Origin of the sequence: Streptomyces blattellae (genome assembly GCF_009709555.1) — a bacterium.
Classification (GTDB): Bacteria; Actinomycetota; Actinomycetes; order Streptomycetales; family Streptomycetaceae; genus Streptomyces; species Streptomyces blattellae.
In genome coordinates, this window is the sequence record NZ_WJBG01000120.1 from 37,770 (window position 1) to 60,923 (window position 23,154).

Here is a 23,154-nt window from a genome sequence, read left to right on the forward strand (position 1 = left end):
CTGGCCATCGCCCCGACCGCCAGCCCGACCGAGAAGCATCGCCCGACAGCTCCCCGCGCCACCATGGGCGTCCACCGCCGGGGAGCTGTCGCCTAAGGTGGCTCCGATCACGTTCGCTCCCCGTACTGGACTGCATACCGACCGGTCGGCATCATGGTCGGGGACCCGTTGTCGCGTGAGCGAAGGAGCAACGATGAGCGCCGACCACCCGCCAGGTCTCGATCTCGACCGGCTGCGCGGTCTGCTCGACAGCGAGCGGCCCGGCCTGGTCCACGGCCCCCTGACCGGCCGGCTGATCGAGGGCGGACGGTCGAACCTCACCTACGCGGTCTCCGACGGCACCTCCCGCTGGGTCGTACGGCGCCCTCCGCTCGGCCATGTCCTGGCCACCGCGCACGACATGAAGCGCGAGCACCGGGTGATCAGCGCACTGCACCCGACGAACGTGCCGGTGCCGCGCCCGGTGCTGATGTGCGAGAACCCCGAGAACGGAGCGGTGCTCGGAGCGCCGTTCTACGTCATGGAGTTCGTCGAGGGCACCCCGTACCGCACCGCCGACCAGCTCGCCCCGCTCGGCCCCGAGCGCACCCGGGCCGCCGTGCTGTCCCTGGTCGACACGCTCGTCGAACTGCACGCGGTGGACCCGGCGTCGGTGGGCCTGGCGGACTTCGGCCGTCCCGAGGGTTTCCTGGACCGGCAACTGCGGCGCTGGGGCAAGCAGTTGGACGCCTCCCGCAACCGCGAGCTGGCGGGGATCGACGAGTTGCACGCCGCCCTCGGCCGGGACCTGCCCCACTCCCCCGCGCCGACCGTCGTGCACGGCGACTACCGGCTCGACAACGTCCTCATCGGCCCCGCGAGTGAGGCGAACGAGCCAGAAAAGGGTGTCGACGAGATCAAGGCGATCCTCGACTGGGAGATGTCGACGCTCGGCGACCCGCTCACCGACCTCGGCCTGCTGGTGATGTACGGCACACCGCTCGGCACGCCCGACTCCCCGGTCTCCACGACCGCGGAGGCCGCGGGGCACCCGGATCCGGCCGAACTGATCGAGCGGTACGCCGGGCTCTCGGGGCGCGACGTCTCCGCGGTCTCCTGGTACACGGCGTTCGCGTGGTTCAAGCTCGCCGTGATCCTCGAAGGCATCCACTACCGCTACACGCTGGGCCAGACGGTCGGCGCAGGCTTCGACCGCATCGGTGACCTGGTCCCCGTCTTCGTCGAGCACGGCCTGACCACCCTTCAGGAAGGCTGATCCGCCATGGACTTCGCGTTCGACGCACGCACCGAGGAACTGCGCGCCAAGCTGCTCGCCTTCATGGACGAGTACGTCTATCCGGCCGAGTCCGTCGTGGAGGCGCAGCGCGCTCAGCTGGACTCCCCGTGGGAAACGCCGGCCGTGATCGAGGAGCTCAAGGCCGAGGCACGCAGGCAGGGCCTGTGGAACCTCTTCCTCCCCGACGCCGAGTACGGCGCCGGGCTGACCAACCTCCAGTACGCCCCGCTCGCCGAGATCACCGGCCGCTCCCCGCAGTTGGCGCCGACCGCGCTGAACTGCGCCGCACCGGACACCGGCAACATGGAGGTGCTCACCCAGTTCGCCGACGAGCAGCAGAAGAAGCAGTGGCTTCAGCCGCTGCTGGCCGGTGAGATCCGCTCGGCGTTCGCGATGACCGAGCCGGAGGTGGCCTCCTCGGACGCCACGAACATCACCACGCACATCGAGCGGGACGGCGACGACTACGTCATCACCGGCCGCAAGTGGTACATCTCCGGGGCGATGAACCCGGACTGCAAGATCTTCATCGTGATGGGCAAGACCGCCCCGGACGGGCTCGACGTCCGGCGGCAGCAGTCCATGGTCCTCGTCCCCCGCGACACCCCGGGCGTCACCGTGCAGCGCGCCATGCAGGTCTTCGGCTACGAGGACCACTACCACGGCGGCCACGCCGAGGTGATCTTCGACCACGCGCGCGTGCCGGTGTCGAACCTGATCGGCGAAGAAGGCGGCGGCTTCGCCATCGCGCAGGCCCGCCTGGGCCCCGGCCGGATCCATCACTGCATGCGGCTGATCGGCATGGCGGAGCGGGCGATCGAGCTGATGTGCCGCCGCGCCGTGTCCCGTACGGCCTTCGGCAAGGCGCTGGCCCAGCAGGGTGTGGTCCACAACTGGATCGCGGACGCCCGCGTGACCGTAGAGCAGCTGCGGCTACTGGTGCTGAAGACGGCCTGGATGATGGACACGGTCGGCAACCGGGGCGCCCACACCGAGATCCAGGCCATCAAGATCGCCACGCCTCGTGCGGTCGTCGACATCATCGACCGCGCCATCCAGCTGCACGGCGCGGGCGGTGTCGGCCAGGACTTCCCGCTCGCCGAACTGTACGCGGGCGCCCGGACGTTGATGATCGCCGACGGCCCGGACGAGGTGCACCAGCGCTCGCTGGCGCGACGGGAACTGAAAAAGTACGCCGGGTAGCCACGCCGTCCCCAGCTCCCGTTGCGGGGCTCACCGCACCGTGCGGTGAGCCCCACGCCCCACTGCCCCACGCCGCCGCGTGACGTCCGGGGAGCACGACCGTCAGGGCCGCAGCGACCGCAGCAGCAGGTCCGCCAGGTGCTCGGCGACCTGCTGGGGGCTCATCGGGCCCTCGGGCCGGTACCAGGTCGACAGATGGTGCACGGACCCGAAGTGGTAGTCCACCACCAGGTCGGCGGGGGTGGCCCTGGAGAAGACACCCGCGTCCTGGCCCTCCTCGATCAGAGCGCGGAAGCGTTCGTGGTAGCGCCGGCGCTCGGCGCGCACCTGCTTGTTCTTCTCCGGGCTCAGATGGTGCATGGACCGGAAGAAGATCATCGCGTCGTCGAGGTTCTCGATCGTCGTGACGACGACGTCCTCCGCCGCGTCCCGCAGCCGCTTGTCGATCGGCTCGTCGGCGTCCGCGAACGCGTCGAGCCGCTCCTGCTGGACGCGCAGCACGCGCGCGTACACCTCGTGCAGGAGGTCGTCCTTGGAACCGAAGTAGTGGTAGAGCGCCCCCTTGGTGACGCCCGCCGACTCGACGATCTCCTGCACGGAGGTGCGGTCGTAGCCCTGCTTCGCGAAGAGCCGGGTGGCGGCGGCGAGCAGCCGTTGCGGGACGGGCGTACCGTCTCCGTCCGTCGTCCTGGGCACTGCTGCCACCTGCCTTTCCGAGCTGTCTGCTGTTCTCTTGTTCTTCACTGACTGTCTTGCGGCCGGGAACGAAGCTCCCGAGGAGGATCTTCCCACTCGCCGTCTTGGGCGACGCGGGCAGGATCTCCCCCTGCCGCGGCCTGCTCCCACTTCTGCTGGATGTGGTTCATGTTCATCAGCCAGCGGTCGGGGGCGGCGGCCCGGGCCTGGTAGTACCCGGCGACCTCGGGGTGCGGCAGGATCAGGAACCGGTCCTCCTCGATCCCCTCGAACAGAGCGTCCGCGACATCCTCCGGCTCGATGGCGGTCGGCGCGAGCACCAGATCGCCCGCACTGCCGGTACCGGCCAGCATGTCGGTCCGCACACCCTGCGGGCAGATCGCATGCACCTTGATCCCACGGTGGCGATACGTCAGCGACAGCCACTCGGCGAAGGCGTACGCACCGTGCTTGGTCACGCTGTACGGCGCGGCCCCGATCATGGTGAGCAGGCCGGCGGCGGACACGGTGGACACGAACCGCCCCCGCCCACGCTCCAGCCACCCCGGAAGCAGTTCCTGAGCGGCCCGCACATGCGCCATCACATTCACGTCCCAGGCCGACGCCCAGACCTGCTCGCCCGCCGCCTCGGACCCACCCGCGGGAACCCCGGCATTGGCGCAGTAGACGTCGACGGTGCCACCGAGCGCGTCGCGGGCGTCGGCCACCATGGCCGAGGCGTCACCCGGCACGGCGATCCCCCCGATCTCCGCGGCGACGGCCTCCGCCTTGCCGGCATCCAGATCGTTGACGACGACCCGTGCCCCCGCGGCGGCGAACCGCCGCGCCAGGGCGGCCCCGATCCCCGCTCCGGCCCCCGTGACGACGACTCCGTCACCCCGAACGGCTTCCACCATCGGTCTCCTTCGACTCCTCCGGCTACGGCTTCCTCCGGCCACGGCTCCCGCGGTCCAGACTAACCAGTCGGTATGTATCAAGGAAGGGTGACGGGATCCCCAGGAGCGCGGAGCGGCAGGCCACAGACGACCCGCAGACAACCCGCAGCTTCCACACAGGCCGCGGGAGCAATAACGTGCCCCCCATGCGCCTATCCAGACGAGCCCTACTCGCAGCGACAACGGCAGCAGCATCACTCACCGCAGCACCCCCGGCCACCGCAGCACCCCCGGCCACCGCGGCAGAACGCCGCAAGCCCCTCCGCACCGGCTTCGAACAGCTGGCCTCCTCCGGTTACGAACAACTCCGCGGCCAGCGGATCGGTATGGTCACCAACCCCACCGGCGTAACCCGCGACGTCCGCCACATCGTCGACGTGATGCACACGGACAACCGAGTGAACCTCACCGCGGTCTTCGGCCCGGAACACGGATTCCGCGGCACCGCCCAGGCCGGCGGCTCCGAAGGCCGCTACGACGACCCGGCCACCGGCCTCCCGGTCTACGACACGTACCTCAAGAGCGGCCGGCCGCTGGCCGACATCTTCACCGCGTCCGGCGTCGACACCATCGTCTTCGACGTCCAGGACGTCGGTGCCCGCTTCTACACATACATCTGGACGCTGTACGACTGCATGGAGGCGGCCCAGCTCGCCGGGAAACGCTTGGTCGTGCTCGACCGCCCGAACCCGGTGACCGGCCGCTCCGCCGAAGGCCCGGTCCTGCACAAGGAGTTCGCGACGTTCGTCGGCCGGCAACCGATCTCGCAGGCGCACGGCATGACCGTCGCCGAGCTGGCGCGGCTGTTCAACGGGGAGTTCCTGACCACACCGGTCGAGCTGGACACCGTAGGGATGACGGGGTGGAAGCGGTCGGAGTTCCACGACGCGTCCGGGCTGCCGTGGGTGCCCCCGAGCCCGAACATGCCCACCCCCGAGACCGCGCTCGTGTACTCCGGGACGTGCCTCTTCGAGGGCACCAACCTCTCCGAGGGACGCGGCACCACCCGGCCCTTCGAACTGCTCGGCGCGGAGGGCGTCGACGGGCGCTGGGCCGCCGAGGTGAATCAACTCGGCCTGCCCGGAGTCCACTTCAGGGAGGCGTACTTCGCTCCTGTCTTCTCCAAGTTCCAGGGGAAGACGATCGGGGGTGTCCAGGTCCAGGTGCACGACCGGGCCGCGTACGACCCCGTACGCACAGGCATCGCGCTGCTGGTGACCGCCAAGAAGGTGTGGAGCGGCTTCGCCTGGCGGCCGGACAACTGGATCGACAGGCTCACCGGTTCCACACGGGTGCGCACGGCGATCGACGCGGGAGCCGGCACGGACGAGGTGGTGGCGGGCTGGCAGGAGGAGCTGGCGGCGTTCCGGAAGGTGCGGAGGGAGTACCTCCTCTACAGCTGACTCCGGCCGTCTGGTCAGGCGCGGCAACCCACCGGCCGGCGCGCACAGCGACACCGCGCACCGGGAGCCGGCGCGGATGGTGCCGGCGGCGGGCCGTATCGCCCGGCCCGCCGCCGGTTGCACTCACCGATGCGGACACTCACCGATGTGAGGTGAACTCCACGACCTGCTGGTACGTCGGCCGGTTCTGCCAGCTGATGTTGTAGTGCCTGATGCCGCCCAGCTCCTGCTGGTTGATCGAGTCGGCGCACCACTGGTCGCCGGCCGCGCACAGGTCGTCGCCCGGGTAGACCTGGGCCGCGGTCTTGCCGGCCGCCTGCTTCAGCGTGCTGATCAGGGTGTCCCGGCAGGCGCTGAGGCTGCCGCCGCCGCAGTAGTCCTGCGCGAGCGGTCCCTGCACCGACTCACCCAGCACCGCCCGGATGTCCTTGTCGACATAGCTCCACCAGCCGTACTGGAAGGCGCTTCCGGCATGGGCTCCGGTCGGGCCCTGGGAGGCGGACGGGGGCTGGTCGACCGGCAGGTTGGCGGTGAAGGCGGCGTACAGTTCGCTGCCGAGGCCTGGTTCGAACTCGGCCTGCACCAGCAGCGGCCACCACGCGTCCAGGATGCGGATCGCTTCGGCATGGGCGTATGTCTTCGAACCCGCCGACGTCTCCGTGCGCTTGGCGCCCGCCGACACCCACGCGGACAGCCTGTCGACCGCCGACTTGGCCGTGGCGTCGGTCACCGGCGAGCTGTTGAGGACCTTGAGCAGATCCGGGAGCACGTTCTCCGCCCGCAGGTCGGCGAGCCCGGCGTCGGCCATCGCCTTGGTCAGCGAAGCCCGGGTGACGCCGCCCTCGTCGACCAGTTTCTTCACCCGGTCCTCCAGCAGATTGCCGCGGTGCACGGACCCGTCGCCCCAGGACGCGGTCGTGTAGTCCTCGGCCTGCTTGTTGTTCCAGGAGACGTAGTAGTCCTGGTCGATGGAGTTCGGGTGCTGGGACGGGGGCGTGTAGTCGGCCGTGTTGGTCGCCGGGTCCCAGTTCCGCCACTCGTACGCCGGCTGCGCCCACACCGGGAACTCCGCGTCGACGCCGGTGGCCCGTACCGGGTTGTCTCCGCTGTTGTAGTACGCGGTGTGCTCGGAGTCGACGTAGAACCAGTTGAACGTGTAGTTGATGTTCTGCACCGCGCTCTGGAAGGTCTGCGGGCTGTCGACGTAGCCCGGATCGTTCAGCATCTGGAAGCCGATGATCGAGTCGGCCTCGTGCATGAAGGACGAGCGCAGGCTGGTGTAGGCGACCTTCTTTCCGTCGACGGTCGCACGATGGGTGACGGGGCCGTACTTCGTGCGCCAGACCCGCATCGTGTACGAGCCCTCGGGGGTGCTGTCGGCTGTCGTGGGCTTCCAGGCGTTCTTCTGCTCGACCTTCTCCATCGGCGTGCAGGTGCCGCGGTAGAGGTAGTGGTGGTCGTCCTGGCACAGTTCGACGGCGTAGGTGTCGATGATGTCCTGGCCGGAGGTCGTGGCGCTCCACGAGTAGTCCTGGCCGCGGCCGAGTTCGACGTACATGCTCAGGCCGGCGAAGGAGGCGCCGCGGGCGCTGATGCCGGGGCCCTGGATCTCCTGGAGCATCAGCAGCTGGGGAGCGAAGTAGCCGGTCTGCGGCCCGAAGACGGCGACCGGGTGGCCGCTTTGGGTGTGCTCGCCGCTGACCACCAGGGCGTTGGACATGCCGCGCCTGGCGGACGAGAGCGCGGTGGCGGTCGCCGTGCTGGAGGTGTCGGCGGCGCCCTCGGTCGCCGCGCTGCCCGTACGGTCGTACACCAGCTGTTCCTCGGTCACCGAACCGGCGTCGGGCAGGGCGGCGCCCTGCGGGTCGTCGGGCTTGGAGGCGTACGGGAAGCTGGCGTCCTGGACGGTGACGACCGCCTCGGGGTCGTTGCGCTCGCGGAAGGACTCCCAGACCTCGGTGCCCTCTTCGACGCCGTACTTCTCCTGGGCGGCGAGCAGGGAGATCGCGTTGTTGACGTCGCCTCCCCCGCCGGAGCCGAACAGGGAGCCGACGACGGAAGCCAGCGCGACCAGGTCCGTGGCCTTGAAGTGCTCGATCGTGCCGGCGTTGGTGACGGAGTCCTTGTGGCCGGTGAAGACGTACTCGCCGGGGAAGTAGCGGCCGCTGTCGGAGGCGTCGATGTAGGCGTTGATGCCGTCGAGGTAGGCGTTGGAGTCGGCGAGGGCCTGCCGGCCGCGCTCGCCGTTGCTGGCGACGGCGCTGTCTATCTGCGCCTGGAGGTCGGCCTCGGTATAAGGGGCGGTGCGCCAGAACTGCTGCTCCAGGCCCTGGTTGGTGGCGGCGCCACCCGCGAAGGGGGTCAACTGGCCGCGTCCGACATGGCGGAAGACGTCCATCAGCCACAGCCGGTCCTGGGCGGCCGCATAGCCGGCGCCGAACTCCGTGCCGTACCGAGTGGTACCTGTGATGTGCGGCACGCCCGTTTTCCTGTCGCGGACGATCGTCACGTCGCTGCGGCCGGCGGGGTTGACGGTGGAGGCGACTTGATCGGCGGGGACCCCGAACGACGCGTCGTTGAAGAACGAGTTGATCGTGGCGTTGGTGAGGCTGGAATAACCGGTGGCCAGGTTCGCGTAGGGGCCGAGCTGGTCCTCGGCATGGGCGGGCTGGGCGCCGAAGCCCTGGTTCAGGATGATCTCGGCGACGGTGGCGTTGCCGTTCTGGCCCGGCGGGAGGATGTCGGAGCACTGGCCGCCGCAGTGATCGGTGACCGCCGCCGCGTCGACCGCGGCCGCGTCGGCCTCCGCCGTCTCGGCCGCCGCCGCTTGGGAAAGCGGGGTCAAAAGCCCGGCAATCAGGACGCATACGGATGCCGACTTCAGGAACCCGGGGAATCTGCGGGGAGTTCTCAGTATGTCGAGGGCGTTGCGTGGGGTGCGCCGTGGCATGGCAGCTCCTCCCGACGGGGGTGGGCCAGACGTTACCGCCGGTATCCCCGAGTTTGAAGGTGAACATGCGTCAAGTTCTGGAGGTCATCAGAAAAAGGATGGAGCCGAATCGCGTGTCGATACGTCTATTCGGCAACGTCCGAACGACGACGCCGAAGTAACCGAAGTACAGGTGCAGGTGTGACGGAGGTGCAGGGCGATGGCCGGTTTCCGGAGTCTGGCGAGACAGGTGCGAGACCCGCGGTGCGATCTGGCGCTACGGCGCTATTCGCTCCGCAAGTGCCTTGAGCGGTTCGCTCCGTACGGGCACAGGGCGACCTGGGACCATTTGTGCTCCCGGGCAGGGTTCGGTCCGGAGGACCGCTCGCCCGATCCGGCGCGGCTCGTGGCCGCGTTGGACGAGCTGGAAGAGGCGCGTTCGGTGTGGCTGGCCTACGAGGCCGGGTTCGCCGAGCGGCGCAAGAAGGAGAAGCACGACGGACTGCGCAGGCCGGGCAGCGTGGACGACTGGCACCGGCTGACCTGGGGCGGTTTCGGAGTCGCCTGGTGCGACGATCCGCGGGTTCATCCGCGAGAACCGCTGGCCGAGGTACTGCGCCGACTGATCTCCGCCCTTGAGCGCGAACCGGGTTCGGACTGCCCGGTGTGCGGCGGAGAGCGCCTGATCTGGAAGTACGACCTGGCCCATGAACCCTCGTCGGGCCCGGTGTGCACGGACTGCGGCATCGTGGTGCCGCGTCCGGTGCTGACGCCCGAGGCGCTGGCCACGGCCAGGCGCGGACGGCTGCTGTTGTCCGCGTCCGCGTAGGTACGGCGCGGTGCGACGGGGGAACGGCGGGGGTGCGCCGGGGATGCCGCACCCACTGTCGAACGCGGTGTGCTGCGGTGCCGGTGAGCGTTGATGTCAGTGGTGGCTGGCACCATCGAGGCATGGTGCAGGTGTGTCTGAACGGGGCTCGGGGAGCTGCCGACGGGGCCGGGGTGCCGCTGTCGCCGGAGGCGATGGCCGAGTCGGCCGCGCTCGCCGTCGCGGCCGGCGCGACGGACATCCATGTTCACCCCAAGACGCCGTGCGGGCAGGACTCCTTGTCGCCGCGCGTGGTCGCGGCGACGCTCGATGCGATACGGGCGCGGGTGTCGGTGCCGGTCGGAGTGACCACCGGTGCGTGGGCCGAGCCTGATCCGGTGGCCCGGTTGGAGCGCGTCCGCGGGTGGACGGTGCTGCCCGATCACGCCTCGGTCAACTGGCATGAGCCGGGCGCCGAGGAGGTCGCCGCCGCGCTGATCGAGCGGGGGGTGGGCGTGGAGGCGGGCATCCGGTCCGGGACGGACGCGGCGGGCCGGTTCGTGCGCTCGCCGCTCGCGGTGCAGGTCCTGCGGGTGCTGGCGGAGGTGACCGACGCGTCGCCGGACACGGCCGAGGAGAGCGCGCGGGCGCTGTTGGCCGACCTCGCTTCGGCTCCCGGCCGGCCGGTGTTGCTGCACGGGGAGGGCGGGGGTGCGTGGCCCGTGCTGCGACTGGCCGTGCGGCTGGGCCTGGCGTCGCGGATCGGCATGGAGGACACGGTGGTCCTGCCGGACGGGCGGCGGGCGCGGTCCAATGCGGAGTTGGTGGCGGCGGGGGTGCGGGAGTACGAGGATCGGCGGGCGTATCAGTGACCCTGCGTTCGCCGGCTGCTGCGTCGGTATGGAGCCCCTCCGCCGTTACTCGTGCTTCGTGTTGCGGCGTTCGACCATCAGGCGGGAGCCCGTGAGGCGGTCGCCGAAGATGTCGTCGGGGTTGGAGAGGACGCAGGTGTTGAGGGAGAGGCAGCCGCAGCCGATGCAGTCGGTCAAGTGGTCGCGGAGGCGGTTGAGTCTGATGCGTTCGTCGAGTTCGGAGCGCCAGGCCTCGGAGAGGCGGGCCCAGTCCTCCTTGGTGGGCGTGCGTTCCTCGGGGAGTTCGGCCAGGGCCTCGCGGATGGTGGCCAGCGGGATACCGACGCGTTGGGCGGCGCGGACGAAGGCGACCCGGCGGAGGGTGTCGCGGGTGTAGCGGCGTTGGTTGCCGGCGGTGCGGCGACTGGTGATCAGGCCCTTGGACTCGTAGAAGTGCAGGGCGGAGACGGCGGCACCGCTGCGGGCGGCGAGCTGGCCGACCGTGAGCTCGTGGATCTTCTCGTGAATCTGGGGCACCCCTCGAAGGTTACCCATCGAAGACCTGCGGTGACTCCGGCGGTCCGGAGAGTGCTTGTGCGTTGACAGGGCGCCCACCGCCCACCATGCTAAGCAGTTGCTTAGGCAGCTGGAATTTGCTACGCGAGAGGCCGGGACATGGCAGAGCCGAGGATCTTCACGTCCGCCGAGGAACTGAAGGCGGCGGTGGGCGAGCAACTGGGGTACACCGACTGGCTGGAGATCGACCAGAAGCGGATCGACCTGTTCGCGGAGGCCACGGGCGACCACCAGTGGATCCACGTCGATCCGGAGCAGGCGGCGACCGGGCCCTTCGGGACCACCATCGCCCACGGGTACCTCACACTGTCGCTGCTCCCGCTTTTCGGACCCCAGCTGATCAAGGTCGAGGGCGTGAAGATGGGCGTCAACTACGGGACGAACAAGGTTCGTTTCCCCGCGCCGGTACCCGTCGGCTCCCGGCTGCGCGCCACCGCCGTGATCAGCGGCGTCGAGGACGTGACCGGCGGCGTGCAGTTGGCCGTCGCCTTCAGCGTGGAGCGCGAGGGCGGCGACAAGCCGGTCTGTGTCGCCGAGTCGGTGTCCCGCTACTACCTCTGAGCGACCGCCCAGGCCCGGTCCGGCGGACTACTTCGCTCCCACCATCCGCAGCACGAGGTCGGCATAGAGCGCGCCGACCTCGTCCGGCGTCCAGGGACCGTCGATGCTGAACCAGCGGGCGACGTCGATGCAGAGCGAGAGCACCGCGAGCGTCGTGCCCTTCACGTCGAGGACGTCGAACTCGCCCGCGGCCACGCCGTCCTCGATGATCCCGCGCACCTCGGCGTCGCACCGGCGGCGCAGCGCGACGATCTCCGCACGGGTCTCGGGGCCGAGCGAGTCCAGCTCGTACTGCACGACCCGCGCCGTGGTGCGCCCCCCGGCGTGCCAGCGCACGAAGGAGCTCACGGCATCGGCGAGCCGCTGCGTCGCATCGCCCTCGCGCCGCGCCGCCGTACGCAGGATGTCGAGCGCCTTCTCATGGCCGATCCGGCTGATGCGGTGGAGCAGCTCTTCCTTGGTCTTGTAGTGGATGTAGAGCGCGGCCGGGCTCATGCCGGCGCGACCCGCGATGTCACGGGTCGTCGTGGCGTGGTAGCCGCGCTCGGCAAAGGCCTCCACGGCGGCGATCAGCAACCGCCGGGCCGCGTCCGGCGTGACCTCGCCCCACGCCTGCGGTTCGCCGCCGGCCGTCTCCTCCGCCGTGCTCATCGCTCACTCGCCCCTCTCGCTGACAGAACCACCACCATACCGCCGATACTGAGCGAGCGCTTAGCAAGCCGAGTCGGAGGTGTCCGTCCGGCGGTCAGAGCTTCTCGAAGGGGTCGTGCTCGGCCAGCAGCTTCTCCAGCCGCGCCTGGTCGACCCGGCTGACGATCTGCCCGGCCTCCTGACGGTCCCTGATGACCTTGGCCAAGGTGAATGCCGAGGTCACCAGGTAGAGGACGGCGATCGCGAGAAAGCCCCGCACCCAGGCGTCGGCGTTCAGCTGGTAGATACCGATGCCGGTGGCGGCCATGGCGACCGCGAAAGAGGCCACGGCCTGCCCGTAGAACGCCGCCGTGCTCTGCTGCTTGACTGGTGTGTCACTCATGCCGAACAGGATCGGCGATCGCGGCACCGGGCACCTCCGCCGAAGTACTCAGACACCTACTCAGTCTGCCGGCTGCCGCCCACGCGTCCGCGCGTCATCCGCCGGAGGTCTCGTCGATGGCAGGCATGGGAGGTCCCTCCGGATGCCATGCGCCGAGGAAGCCCGCCTGGCGACCGACATCGACGAGTTCTATGCGCGCGCCGATGCTGTCCACTCGGTGGTACACAAACGGACGGCCGTAGGGACAGCCGGAGAAGTCCAGGGCGAAGCCCTCCCGAACACGATCCGGTACTCCCACTCGCCGAGCCGGTCGGACACGGGTTCGCTCCATTCGGCCCCGGCCGAGCGCTGGAGGTCACGCATCGCTTGATCGAGGTCCTGCACCGCGAAGCACACGTGGTAGAAGGCAACCATCCACCCGTGATCCGAAATGCACGGCCGGAGAGCCAGGGGTCACCCGTACCGGCTCACAGCACCCGGTACGGCCTCAGAACGCCGACACCCCTGTCAGCGCCCGCCCGATCACCAGTTTCTGGATCTGGCTGGTGCCCTCGTAGAGGGTCATCACGCGGGCGTCGCGCAGCAGCTTGCCCACCGGGTACTCGTCGATGTAGCCGTAGCCGCCGAAGACCTGGAGGGCGTTGTTGGCGGCGCGGACGGCGGCCTCCGAGGCGAACAGCTTGGCCTTGGAGGACTCGGTGGCGAAGGGCAGGCCGCGGTCGACGAGGTCGGCGACCCGCCAGGTCAGCAGCCGGGCGGCGTCGAGGTCGAGTGCTATGTCACATATCAGCTCCTGGACGAGCTGATGGTGGGCGATGGTCCTGCCGAACTGCTCACGCTCCGTCGCATACCGCACCGCCGCGTCCAGCGCGGCCTGCGCTATGCCGACGCAGCCCGCCGCCACCGACATCCGCCCCTTCGCCAGCGCCGACATGGCGACCGAGAAGCCCTTGCCCTCCTCCCCCACCAACGCCGCCGCAGGCACCCGTACGTCTTCGAGGACGATCTCGGCGGTGGCCTGGCCCCGCAGTCCGAGCTTGCCGTGGATGGTGCGGCGGGAGAGGCCGGGCGTGGCGGTCGGGACGAGGAACGCGGAGACGCCCCGATGGCCGGGCGCGTCCGTGGAGCGGGCGAAGAGCAGGACGACGTCGGCCCACGTCCCGTTCGTGATGAACATCTTGGTGCCGTTGATGACGTAGTCGTCGCCGTCCCGGACCGCGCGGGTGGCGAGGTTGCCCGCGTCGGATCCGGTGCCCGGCTCGGTGAGGCCGAAACAGCCGACGTACGCGCCGGAGGTCAGCCCCGGCAGCCAACGGCGCTTCTGTTCCTCGTTCCCCCAGGCGGCGATCGTCTTGGCGACCAGGCCGAGCGAGACCGACACGATGCCGCGCACCGACGAGTCGCCGCGGCCGAGCTCCTCCGTCACCAGGCAGTACGCGAGATGGTCGCCGCCGCTGCCGCCGTACTCCTCGTCGATCGTCAGCCCCAGGAAGCCGACCTCGGCGAGCTTCTTCACGATGGCCCGGTCGACGTCCTCGGCGCGGTCCCAGGCGACGGCGTGGGGGGCGATCTCGCGGTCCACGAAGTCCCGGGCGAGCTGCCGGACGGCGGTCTGCTCCTCGCTGAGCTCCAGGTTCATGCCGAAGTCCCCCCAAGTCAGCCCTGCTTGACGACCGTACATTTAAATTAGCACTGCTAGTTTACACACGCAGCCCTACTATGTGCGCCATGGCCCGACCGCGCAAGCCCCTCCTCAGCACCGACCGGATCGTCGACGCGGCACGGGTGCTGGTGGACGCGGAGGGCCTCGCGGCGGTCTCGACCCGACGGCTCGCCGCCGAGCTGGGCGTGAGCGGACCCTCGCTCTACAACCACTTCCGGACGAAGGACGAGATCCTGGAGGCGGTCGCCGACTCGGTGAGCGCCCAGGTCGATCTGTCGATGTTCGAGGACACCCGGGACTGGCGGACCGCGCTGCACGACTGGGCCGTCTCCTACCGGGCCGCGCTGCGCGACCACCCGAACATCGTCCCGGTGCTGGCCCGGGGCCCCGGCCGCCGGCCGGCCGGACTGCGCCTCGCCGACGCCGTCTACGGCGCGATGGTCGAGGCGGGCTGGCCGCCCGCGCAGGCCACCTCGATCGGCGCGCTGATGCGGTACTTCGTCATGGGCTCCGCGCTCGGCTCGTTCGCCGGAGGCTTCGTCGACGACGCCAGTGCGTACGACCCCGCCGACTACCCCCATCTCGGACAGGCGCACCTCCTCGCCGAGCAGCAGGAGAAGATCGACGAGCGGGCCTTCGAGACCGGGCTGACCGCGCTGCTGGACGGGCTGGTGCGGCAGTACGAGCAGGTCAAGCGCGGTTCCCCGCGCCTGTGAGGGGCACGGGGCTGTTTCCCTGCGGCTTCGCGTGGGCGCGGCCGGGCCGCATCGGACCCGCAGTCGGCGCACGACCGCCACCGCACCCCCACCCGGCCGCCCCGCACACTTCGGTCCGAACCGAAGTGTGCGTGCCCCATCCTGGAACGCATGACCGCCAAGGACACCCGCGCCCCGCAGCTGGCCCGGCTCGCCGGGCTCGTCGCCGACGAGACGCGGGCCGTGTGTCTGCTCGCGCTGCTCGACGGACGGGCGTGGACCGCCGGTGAACTGGCCCGGCACGCAGGTGTCGCCGCGTCGACGCTGAGCGGGCACCTGGGCAGACTCGTCGCCGGCGGACTGCTCGCGGAGGAGCGGCAGGGGCGCCATCGGTACGTCCGTCTCGCCGGCCCGCAGGTCGCGCAGCTCCTGGAGGACCTGGCCGCGCAGGTCGCCCCGGAAGCGGCAGCGCGCCCGCGCACCCTCCGGGAGTCGACCGCCGGGTCCGCGATGGCCCGCGGCCGTACCTGCTACGACCACCTGGCCGGACGGCTCGGCATCACGCTCACCGACGCGCTGACCGAGCGCGGACTGCTGAGCCAGGACGCGGGGTTCGCGCTCACGGAGGCGGGGCTGCGCTGGTTCGGCGCCGTCGGCATCGCGCTCGACCGCAAGGGACGCCGTCCGCTCGTCCGGGCCTGCCTCGACTGGACCGAACGCCGCTCCCACCTCGCGGGCGTCGCCGGCGCCGCCCTGTGCCGCCATGCCCTGGATACGGGCTGGTGTGTGCGCATCGGCTCCGAGCGGGCCGTGAAAGTGACTCCGTCCGGGGAGCGGGCGCTGGGGGAACTGCTCGGTATCGAGGCGGCGGCGCTGCGGTGAGCCGGGGCGGCGACAGCGGTTCGCTCCACGGGGGTGGCGGCGGTGCCGACGAGCCAGCCGAGGCACGGTCCCGCCGACATCGCCGCGAGCGGATCGCCGACATCGCCGCGAGTGGATCACCGGCATCGCCGGCATCGCCGACATCGCCGAGTGGATCCCTCATCGCGAGGGCTCCGGGCGCCCCCGATGCCTCAGAACTCCACGAGGGCTCCGGACGCCCGACTGCCTCAGTACACCACCAGCGCCCGACCACCCAACTGCCTCAGAACACCACCAGCGCCCGACCACCCTTCCCCGCCAGCATGTTCTCGAACGCCGCCGGGATCCCGTCCAGCGCGATCCGCTCCGTCACCAGCGCTCCCAGGTCCAGGCGGCCCGCGCGGACGTGCTCGGCGAGGACCGGGAGGTCCCTCGCGGGGTCCGAGTTGCCGTAGACACAGCCGGAGAGGGTGCGGCCCCAGTGGAAGATCTCCAGGGCGTTGAAGGTGACCTGCTGGTCCTTGCCGCCGATGCCCACGACCGTGGTGCGTCCGCCGCGGCGGGTGGAGTCCCAGGCCGTGCGGATGGCCGTCGCGCGGCCCACGCACTCGACGGCGACGTCGACGCCCTGTTTGCCGGTGAGGGCGCGGATCTCGCGGGCCGTGGTGTCGGAGGCGACGAGGTAGTCCGTGGCGCCCGCGGCCCGCGCCAGCTCCTCCTTCTCCGGGGAGACGTCGACCGCGACGACCTTCGACGCGCCCGCGATGCGCGCCGCCTGGAGTGCGGCGAGGCCCACTCCCCCGACGCCGTACACCGCCACGGTCTCCCCCGGCTGGACCCGCGCCGAGTGGTGGACGGCGCCGTAGCCGGTGAGGACCGCGCAGCCGAGGAGGGCCGCGTCGGTGAGCGGGATGCCCGCCGGGAGCGGCAGGGCGCAGGACGCGGAGACGACCGTCTCCTCGGCGAACGCGGCCACGTTCAGGCCGGGGTGGAGGTCGGCGCCGCCCGCGGTCCGGGCGTACACCTCGGCGGCGCCGGTCAGCGCGTTGGCGCACAGCCAGACCTCGCCGAGCGAGCAGGCGTGGCAACCGCCGCAGGACGGGGCCCAGTTGAGGACGACTGAGGCACCGGGCGCGATCCCCGTGACACCCTCGCCCACGGCGACCACCGTGCCCGCGCCCTCGTGGCCGAGGACGGCCGGGACCGGTACCCGCATGGTGCCGTTGGACAGGGACAGGTCGGAGTGGCAGACGCCGGCCGCGGCGAGGCGGACGCGGATGCGGCCGGGGCCGGGGTCGGGCAGGTCGATGTCGGTGATCTCCAGCGGGGAGCCGATGGCGGGCAGGACGGCGGCGCGAACCATGTGCGGACTCCTCAGAACTGCAGGGACTTGGTCTGGAGGTACTCGGCCAGGCCGTGCGCACCGAGTTCCCGGCCCACGCCCGACTGCTTGTAACCGCCGAAGGGGGCAAGGGGGTTGAAGCGTCCGCCGTTGATGTCCACCTGCCCGGTGTCCATACGGCGGGCGAAGGCCACCGCCTCCGGCTGGTCGCCCGCCCACACGGCGCCGGCGAGCCCGTAGGCCGTGCCGTTGGCGATCCGCAGGGCGTCGTCCTCGTCCTCGTACCGGATGATCGACAGGACCGGCCCGAAGATCTCCTCCTGGGCGATCGTCATGTCGGGGGCGACGTCGGCGAAGACCGTGGGCGCGACGAAGTAGCCCTGTGCACGCGGGGGTTCGGCACCACCCGCGACGAGCCGCGCGCCCTCTGCCACACCCTTCTCGATGTAACCGCGCACGCGTTGCTGCTGCTTGGCGCTGACGACGGGCCCGATGCGCTCGCCGTACTTGGCGGCGGCCGTCGCGGCCAGCTCCACCGCCTCCTCGTACTGCTCCCGGTGGACCAGCATCCGCGTCCACGCGCTGCATGTCTGGCCGGAGTTGGACATGACGTTGGCGACACCGACGTTGACGGCCTTGGCGAGGTCGGCGCTCGGGAGGATGACGTTGGCGGACTTGCCGCCCAGCTCCAGGGCGACCTTCTTGACGGCCGCGCCCGCCGTCGCGCCGATCTGCCGTCCGACGGCCGTGGAGCCGGTGAAGGAGACCAGGTCGATGTCCGGGTGCTCGGCGAGCGCCTGGCCGGCGACCGGGCCGAGGCCGGTGACGAGGTTGAAGACACCCGCCGGGACCCCGGCCTCGTGGACCGCCTCGGCGAAGAGCTGGGCGACGAGCGGGGTGTCCTCGGCGGGCTTCAGCACCACGGTGCAGCCCGCCGCCAGCGCCGGGGCGGCCTTGGCGACGATCTGGTGGAGGGGGTAGTTCCAGGGCGTGATCGCGCCGACCACGCCGATCGGCTCGTGGTGGACGGTCGAGTTGCCGACCTTCTCCTCGAAGGCGTACGCGGCCGCCAGCTCGGCGTACGATCCCGCGACCGCGATGGGGACGGCCGCGTGGACGTTCTGCGAGAACTTCAGCGGCGAGCCCAGTTCGGCCGTGACCGTCTCGGCGATCTCGTCCTTGCGGGCCACGAGCACGTCGCGGAGGGCGGCCAGGCGGGCGGCCCGTTCGGCGGGCGGGGTCGCGGCCCAGCCCGGGAGGGCGGCGCGGGCGGCCCGTACGGCGGTGTCGACGTCCTCGGCGGTACCGGCCGGGACCCGGCCGATGACCTGCTCGTCGGCCGGGTTCACGACCTCGATCGCGTCCTGGCCGGCGGCGGGGCGCCAGGCGCCGTCGATGTACATGCCGTCGTGTGCCTTCATCGTGCTTCCTCCCGGGCGGAGCCATGTCGTCCGAGCACCCAAACTAGCGATGTTAGTTTTCGCTCGCCAGAGGGGCCGCCGAGGCCGGACCGATCATGCCGTACCGGTCATGCCGTACCGGTCATGCCGTACCGGTCATGCCGTACCGGTCAGAAGTCGACCTCGGCCCGGTCGTCGACCCGGCCCACCGACTCCTGGCCGAAGGCCTTCTCGTAGTCCCGGCGGATCTCCTCGATCTTCCGGTCGCTCGGGCCCGCCTCCGCCACCGGATACAGCAGGATCAGCTCGTACGACCGCTCCTTCTCGATCGTCCCGCTCACGTCCCTCCACTGCCCGCGCCCGCTCTGCACGGTCAGCCCGTCGGGGAAGCCGGGCGTGACCTCCTTGTCGATGAAGGCCATGAACTGCTTGTCGGTGACGGCCGGACCGCCGTCCGGGCGCGCGGTGCCGAAGAAGAGCTGGGTCTGGATGTACGGCTCCCCGCGCCGCGGTGCGGCGGAGGTTCCGTCGTCGAGGGTGGCGTACGCGGTCGGCGCACCGACCGCGAGCAGCAGCCCGGCCACGGCGAACGCGGCCTGAGTGCGCGTGAGTTGGAGATTCATGCGCCCATGGTCGCGGGCCTCACTCCGCCAGGTCGGGCAAACGCGCCGGTGCCGGGCAAATCCGCTCTCCGTGCTGATCGAAGACGAACAGGTGGGCGATGTCGACGAGCAGGGGGACCTGCATACCGTGCCGGAGTTCGATGTCCGGGGTGGTGCGGACGATGAGGTCGCCGGGGAGGCGGCCCTCGGGCGGCGCCGGTTCGGGGGCCGCGTCCGCCGGGTGCTCCAGGACCACGACCGGGCCGGCGCGCAGGGCACCCGCCCGCTCCCGGAGTCGGTCCAGGACCGTGCCGCCCTCGCGGCGGCGGCGCCGGACCGGGCGGGCGGGGCGCGGGGCCTCCAGTTCGGGTACGACGGCCGGGTGGGAGCCGGTGTTGAAGTGGACGAGGACCTCGTGGCCCTGGAACTCCACATGCTCGACCAGTCCGGTCAGCGCCACCTCGCCGGGGCGGGCGGACACCGGCTTGGCGATGCGTATGGCCTCCGAGCGCAGGCCCACGATGACCTCCCGGCCCTGTTGGACGCGGAGCAACTGGTGGTCCTGGGACAGTGGTTCGGGCAGCCGCAGATACTGCTTGCCGAGGCTGATGGTCATCGCGCCGTCGAGCGGGGCGCGCACCAGTCCGCGCAGCAGGTTGATGCGCGGGATGCCGATGAAGGCGGCGACGAAGACGTTGCGGGGCAGCGCGTAGACCGAGCGCGGGGTGCCGACCTGCTGGAGGAGACCGCCGCGCAGGACGGCGACCCGGTCGCCGAGCGACATGGCCTCGGCCTGGTCGTGGGTGACGTACACCGTGGTCACGCCCAACTCGCGGGTGAGGGCGGATATTTCGGCCCGCAGGTGGTTGCGGAGCTTGGCGTCCAGGTTGGACAGCGGCTCGTCCATCAGGAAGACGGAAGGGTGCCGGGCGAGGGCGCGGCCCATGGCGACGCGCTGGCGTTCGCCGCCCGAGAGCTGCGCGGGGAAGCGGTCGAGGAGGTCCTCGATGCCCAGCATGCGGGCGGTGCCGTCCACGCGCGGGCGGTGATCCGCGCCCGGCGTTTCGATGCGCAGCGGAAAGCCGATGTTGTCGCGGCTGGTCATGTTCGGGTACAGCGCGAAGTTCTGGAAGACCATCGCGATGTCCCGCCCGGACGGCGGCAGATCGTTGGCGGGCTCGCCGTCGAGCAGCAGCTCGCCCTCGGTGATCTCCTCCAGCCCCGCGATCATCCTGAGCACGGTGGACTTCCCGCACCCGGACGGCCCGAGCAGCACCAGGAACTCACCGGGCTCGATGTCCAGCGACAGCCGGTCCACCACGCGGGCTCCCCGGTCGTAGACCTTGCTCACGTCGTGCAGAGAGATGGCGCGTGTCATGGCAGGTGCCCCCGAGCGCTCACTCGTGCACCAGGGCCGGTCCGGCGGGCCGGCCCTGGTGCTCCGCGGTCGAAATGCCCCGTGCGGGTCGAACGGGGCGTGGGTCACGGAAGTTAACGGAATGTGCGCGGCCGGGGAAGGGGTCGGTCACTTTGTGGCGGTCAGGTGGGCGAAGACCACCACGTTGCTGGTGTAGCCGGACCGCCGGCTGAAGAGGCCACCGCAGGTGATCACGCGGAGTTCCGGCCGCTTGACCGGGCCGTAGACCTCCTTGTCGGGGAAGTCCGCCTTGTCGAAGACCTTGACCCGGTCCACGGTGTAGACGGCGGTGCGGCCGTCCGCACGCCGCGCCTCGATCGGCTTGCCGGGCTTCACCGAGGCCAGCCCTGCGAAGACGGCGCGGCCGGTCCTGGTGTCCCGGTGGCCGACGGCGATCGCGGTGCCGGGCTCGCCGGGCGTGGGGCCGCCCTCGTACCAGCCGACGAGCTTCGGCTTGTCCATCGGGGGTGCCTCCAGCTCCCGGTCCCTGTCGAGCCCGAGGGCCGTGATCGGGGCGTCGATGCCGAGGGACGGGATGCGGAGGGTCATCGGCCTGGACCGGGGCAGCGGGCGGGGCGGGGGCATGCGGCGGGCGGCGTGGACCGGGCGGTCGGAGGGGACGGGGCGGTCGGAGGGGGCGGAGCGGTCGGAGGGGGCGGAGCGGGCCGGGCCGGGGGCCGCCACGGTGACCGGGCCGTCCGCTCCCTCCGGCACGACCGGCATGCCGTCCGGCTCACACCGCACCCCCACCGTCACCAGGACGACCGTGAGCAGGGCCGTCCTGGCCAGGCGGTAGGCGCGAGTCCGGTACCAGGGCCTGCGTCTGCGCCTACGCGGCACCATGGGGCCGACGGCGGTTCATCCGGAAGTACAAGGCGCCGCCCGCGGCGACCACGGCCGCCGCGCCGGTCACCGGCGCGAACGCGGCAGCGGTGTCGACGAGACCGCCGCCACCCGCGTGCACACCGCCCCTCGGACCGCGGTGGTCGCCCGGACCCCAGGCGGCGTCGGTGCGGTGGTCCTCGATGCGGTTGCGGTCACGGCAGTTGACGCGGAAGACCTTCTCCTTCAGGGCGCCCAGCACGATCCAGCTGATCTTGTACTGCCCGTCCGCCAGCCCCAGCGCGTCGGTGTGGCCGGCGCCCCCGCCGAGCTGGATGGTGCCGGCGACGGTGGCGGCGGTGGGCAGCGGAGGCTGCGGCGTGATGGTGTAGGCGATGGTGGGGAGCACGTCGAAGTTGACGGCGTCGAGGTAGAACTTGCAGACCACCGCATCTTCCTTCGATGCCCCGTAGGGCACGCCCACACTGTGGATCCGGATGTCGCCGTTCTCCCCTTGGGCCGAGGCCGTCGGCGCCGCCACCCACGACGCGCCCGCCGCGGTGAGAGCGGTGAGGACGACAGTGGCGCCCGCGCGGCGGCGGTAGGTACGTGAGGGTGTCAGGGTCGGCATGCGCGCTCCTCCGATTCAGACGATTTTCATACAAATCGTTCTTTCGCCTGACTCTCCGTCACGCACACGGCGACGCGCCGTACCGACACCCGGCGTGCCGTCAAATACCACTCGTCCGGCGGAATCCCGCCCGCTTCGGCCGCTCCCGCCCGCCCGGTCTCTGCCCGTCCGGTCTCTGCCCGCCCGGTCTCTGCCCGTCCGGTCTCTGCCCGTCCGGTCTCTGCCCGTCCGGTCTCTGCCCGTCCGGGCCCTGTCCGTCCGGTCCCCGCCCGCCCGGCCGTCCCGGCGACCGCAGCGCGACCCCCGCCGACAGCAGCAACAGACCCCCCAGCATCACGAACGGCGCCGCCACACCCGCGACCCCCGCGACCAGACCCGCGGTCGCCGGCGCCACGGTCTGGCCGAGGCGGTTGCCGGTCAGCCGGAGGGCGAGGGCCGTGGAGCGGGCGCCGTCGGGGGCCGCCTGGACGACCGTCGTCATGGACAGCGGCTGGCCGACGCCCAGGCAGAAGCCGAGGGCGACGAGCATCAGGGCCAGCGCCCACACCGGCACCGGCAGCGCGATACCCGCGCACAGCAGGGCCGCCAGCAGACAGGTCAGGGTGAGCAGCAGCGTCCGGCCCACCAGCCTCAGCAGCGGCGTCAGCACCAGACGGCACGCGATCGTGGCCGCCGCACGGAGGCTCAGCAGCACGCCGACGACCGGCGGCGCGATGCCCCGGTGCTCGCCGACCACCGGCAGATAGGCGGTGAGGATGTCGGTCGCGGACAGTACGGAGAGGCTGATGAGGATGCCCGCGGGGACACCCCGGGCGCGCAGTATGCGCCGGACCGGGACGCGGTCGCCTCGCCCGGCAGGGGACTTGGCGGTCGTACGGTGCTCTATGCGCCACAGCGAGGTGAAGGCGACCGCCGCGCCCGCACCCGCGATCAGCAGCGCGAGGGCGCTGGTGCCGGCCATGTCCCGGCCGCCGATCAGCGCACCCGCCGCGATCGGGCCGACCAGCTGGCCGAGCGAGGCGCCGATGGTGAAGTGGCCGAAGTTGCGGTCCTGTTCGTGCGGGGCGGACTGGCGGGCCACCAGGGACTGGGCGCCGATGACGAAGCTGAGGTGGCCGAGGCCCATCACCCCGCTCCAGACGGCCATCGCCCAGAGAGAGTTCGCCAGGCCGCTCATCGCGCAGCCGCCGGATATCAGGACCACGCCGACGGGCAGCAGGGGCGCACACCGGCCATGGTCGGTACGGCGGCCCAGCGGGACCGCGGCGAACAGCGGGAGCAGCGCGTACACGCCCGCGATGACGCCGATCGCCCGCTCGTCGGCGCCCAGCGCGAGCGCCCGGTAGGAGACGGCGGGCCGGGCCATCGACACCGCACCCTGCGCGAAGCTGAAGGCGATGACGAGGCGGAGCAGCCAGCCGCGGTTCCCACCGGGCGTCATGTTCACGTC

The 23,154-nt window shown here is 71.2% G+C and carries 22 protein-coding genes; 8 read left to right on the top strand and 14 right to left on the bottom strand.

What is annotated here, in order from left to right:
- The first annotated feature begins 193 nt into the window (after nt 1–193).
- Complete coding sequence (locus GFH49_RS09865; RefSeq protein ID WP_155055443.1) at nt 194–1,255, top strand: phosphotransferase family protein; 1,062 nt, start codon at nt 194–196, stop codon at nt 1,253–1,255.
- Between the two features lie 6 nt (nt 1,256–1,261).
- Complete coding sequence (locus GFH49_RS09870) at nt 1,262–2,479, top strand: acyl-CoA dehydrogenase family protein (RefSeq protein ID WP_155055444.1); 1,218 nt, start codon at nt 1,262–1,264, stop codon at nt 2,477–2,479.
- A gap of 102 nt (nt 2,480–2,581) precedes the next feature.
- On the opposite strand, the gene GFH49_RS09875 is transcribed toward GFH49_RS09870, so the two are convergent.
- Together GFH49_RS09875 and GFH49_RS09880 are read right to left on the bottom strand one after the other, a co-directional pair.
- The gene (locus tag GFH49_RS09875; protein WP_155055445.1) at nt 2,582–3,175 is read right to left on the bottom strand and encodes a TetR/AcrR family transcriptional regulator; all 594 of its coding nucleotides are present in this window, start codon (nt 3,173–3,175) and stop codon (nt 2,582–2,584) included.
- Nucleotides 3,176–3,219: 44 nt separating this feature from the next.
- Complete coding sequence (locus GFH49_RS09880; protein WP_155055446.1) at nt 3,220–4,071, bottom strand: SDR family oxidoreductase; 852 nt, start codon at nt 4,069–4,071, stop codon at nt 3,220–3,222.
- A gap of 185 nt (nt 4,072–4,256) precedes the next feature.
- Between GFH49_RS09880 and GFH49_RS09885 the strand changes: the two genes are divergently transcribed.
- Nucleotides 4,257–5,513 (top strand): exo-beta-N-acetylmuramidase NamZ family protein, encoded by a 1,257-nt coding sequence (locus GFH49_RS09885; RefSeq protein WP_155055447.1) that lies wholly within the window; start codon nt 4,257–4,259, stop codon nt 5,511–5,513.
- A gap of 139 nt (nt 5,514–5,652) precedes the next feature.
- Here the strand turns inward: GFH49_RS09885 and GFH49_RS09890 are convergent, their stop codons facing one another.
- On the bottom strand, nt 5,653–8,463 hold the full coding sequence (locus GFH49_RS09890; protein WP_155055448.1) for a penicillin acylase family protein: 2,811 nt from the start codon (nt 8,461–8,463) through the stop codon (nt 5,653–5,655).
- 199 nt (nt 8,464–8,662) lie between these two features.
- On the opposite strand from GFH49_RS09890, the gene GFH49_RS09895 reads away from it, so the two are divergent.
- The gene (locus tag GFH49_RS09895) at nt 8,663–9,271 is read left to right on the top strand and encodes a hypothetical protein (RefSeq protein WP_155055449.1); all 609 of its coding nucleotides are present in this window, start codon (nt 8,663–8,665) and stop codon (nt 9,269–9,271) included.
- Nucleotides 9,272–9,393: 122 nt separating this feature from the next.
- Nucleotides 9,394–10,122: a 3-keto-5-aminohexanoate cleavage protein gene (locus GFH49_RS09900; protein ID WP_196217914.1), complete on the top strand. Its 729-nt coding sequence runs from the start codon at nt 9,394–9,396 to the stop codon at nt 10,120–10,122.
- A gap of 45 nt (nt 10,123–10,167) precedes the next feature.
- Here the strand turns inward: GFH49_RS09900 and soxR are convergent, their stop codons facing one another.
- Nucleotides 10,168–10,638: a redox-sensitive transcriptional activator SoxR gene (gene soxR, locus GFH49_RS09905; RefSeq protein WP_155055450.1), complete on the bottom strand. Its 471-nt coding sequence runs from the start codon at nt 10,636–10,638 to the stop codon at nt 10,168–10,170.
- 138 nt (nt 10,639–10,776) lie between these two features.
- Between soxR and GFH49_RS09910 the strand changes: the two genes are divergently transcribed.
- Nucleotides 10,777–11,238, top strand: coding sequence for a MaoC family dehydratase (locus tag GFH49_RS09910; RefSeq protein ID WP_155055451.1), 462 nt, complete (start codon nt 10,777–10,779; stop codon nt 11,236–11,238).
- A gap of 27 nt (nt 11,239–11,265) precedes the next feature.
- On the opposite strand, the gene GFH49_RS09915 is transcribed toward GFH49_RS09910, so the two are convergent.
- The 3 genes from GFH49_RS09915 to GFH49_RS09925 all read right to left on the bottom strand — a co-directional run bounded on the left by GFH49_RS09915 (nt 11,266) and on the right by GFH49_RS09925 (nt 13,910).
- Nucleotides 11,266–11,889: a TetR/AcrR family transcriptional regulator gene (locus GFH49_RS09915; protein WP_155055452.1), complete on the bottom strand. Its 624-nt coding sequence runs from the start codon at nt 11,887–11,889 to the stop codon at nt 11,266–11,268.
- Nucleotides 11,890–11,983: 94 nt separating this feature from the next.
- Nucleotides 11,984–12,271, bottom strand: a complete 288-nt coding sequence (locus GFH49_RS09920) for a YiaA/YiaB family inner membrane protein (protein ID WP_155055453.1) — start codon at nt 12,269–12,271, stop codon at nt 11,984–11,986.
- Nucleotides 12,272–12,758: 487 nt separating this feature from the next.
- Nucleotides 12,759–13,910 carry an acyl-CoA dehydrogenase family protein gene (locus GFH49_RS09925; RefSeq protein WP_155055454.1) on the bottom strand — a complete coding sequence of 384 codons (1,152 nt, stop codon included), beginning with the start codon at nt 13,908–13,910 and terminating at the stop codon, nt 12,759–12,761.
- Between the two features lie 89 nt (nt 13,911–13,999).
- Here GFH49_RS09925 and GFH49_RS09930 point away from each other — a divergent pair, with 89 nt between their 5' ends.
- Both GFH49_RS09930 and GFH49_RS09935 read left to right on the top strand, forming a co-directional pair.
- On the top strand, nt 14,000–14,650 hold the full coding sequence (locus GFH49_RS09930; protein WP_155055455.1) for a TetR/AcrR family transcriptional regulator: 651 nt from the start codon (nt 14,000–14,002) through the stop codon (nt 14,648–14,650).
- Nucleotides 14,651–14,800: 150 nt separating this feature from the next.
- Nucleotides 14,801–15,511 (top strand): ArsR/SmtB family transcription factor, encoded by a 711-nt coding sequence (locus tag GFH49_RS09935; protein ID WP_155055456.1) that lies wholly within the window; start codon nt 14,801–14,803, stop codon nt 15,509–15,511.
- Between the two features lie 262 nt (nt 15,512–15,773).
- On the opposite strand, the gene GFH49_RS09940 is transcribed toward GFH49_RS09935, so the two are convergent.
- The 7 genes from GFH49_RS09940 to GFH49_RS09970 all read right to left on the bottom strand — a co-directional run bounded on the left by GFH49_RS09940 (nt 15,774) and on the right by GFH49_RS09970 (nt 23,145).
- Nucleotides 15,774–16,853, bottom strand: coding sequence for a Zn-dependent alcohol dehydrogenase (locus GFH49_RS09940; RefSeq protein WP_155055457.1), 1,080 nt, complete (start codon nt 16,851–16,853; stop codon nt 15,774–15,776).
- An 11-nt stretch (nt 16,854–16,864) separates the two neighbouring features.
- A complete protein-coding gene (locus tag GFH49_RS09945) occupies nt 16,865–18,253 on the bottom strand; it encodes an aldehyde dehydrogenase family protein (protein WP_155055458.1) in 1,389 nt (462 codons plus the stop codon).
- 149 nt (nt 18,254–18,402) lie between these two features.
- Nucleotides 18,403–18,855: a DUF3574 domain-containing protein gene (locus GFH49_RS09950; protein WP_155055459.1), complete on the bottom strand. Its 453-nt coding sequence runs from the start codon at nt 18,853–18,855 to the stop codon at nt 18,403–18,405.
- A gap of 19 nt (nt 18,856–18,874) precedes the next feature.
- A complete protein-coding gene (locus GFH49_RS09955) occupies nt 18,875–20,212 on the bottom strand; it encodes an ABC transporter ATP-binding protein (RefSeq protein WP_155055460.1) in 1,338 nt (445 codons plus the stop codon).
- Nucleotides 20,213–20,359: 147 nt separating this feature from the next.
- Nucleotides 20,360–21,094: a class F sortase gene (locus GFH49_RS09960; protein WP_155055461.1), complete on the bottom strand. Its 735-nt coding sequence runs from the start codon at nt 21,092–21,094 to the stop codon at nt 20,360–20,362.
- Nucleotides 21,081–21,704 (bottom strand): hypothetical protein, encoded by a 624-nt coding sequence (locus GFH49_RS09965; RefSeq protein ID WP_155055462.1) that lies wholly within the window; start codon nt 21,702–21,704, stop codon nt 21,081–21,083. The genes GFH49_RS09960 and GFH49_RS09965 overlap by 14 nt, the downstream gene beginning before the upstream one ends.
- Nucleotides 21,705–21,804: 100 nt before the next feature.
- Complete coding sequence (locus GFH49_RS09970) at nt 21,805–23,145, bottom strand: MFS transporter (RefSeq protein WP_230396224.1); 1,341 nt, start codon at nt 23,143–23,145, stop codon at nt 21,805–21,807.
- Nucleotides 23,146–23,154: the final 9 nt, after the last annotated feature.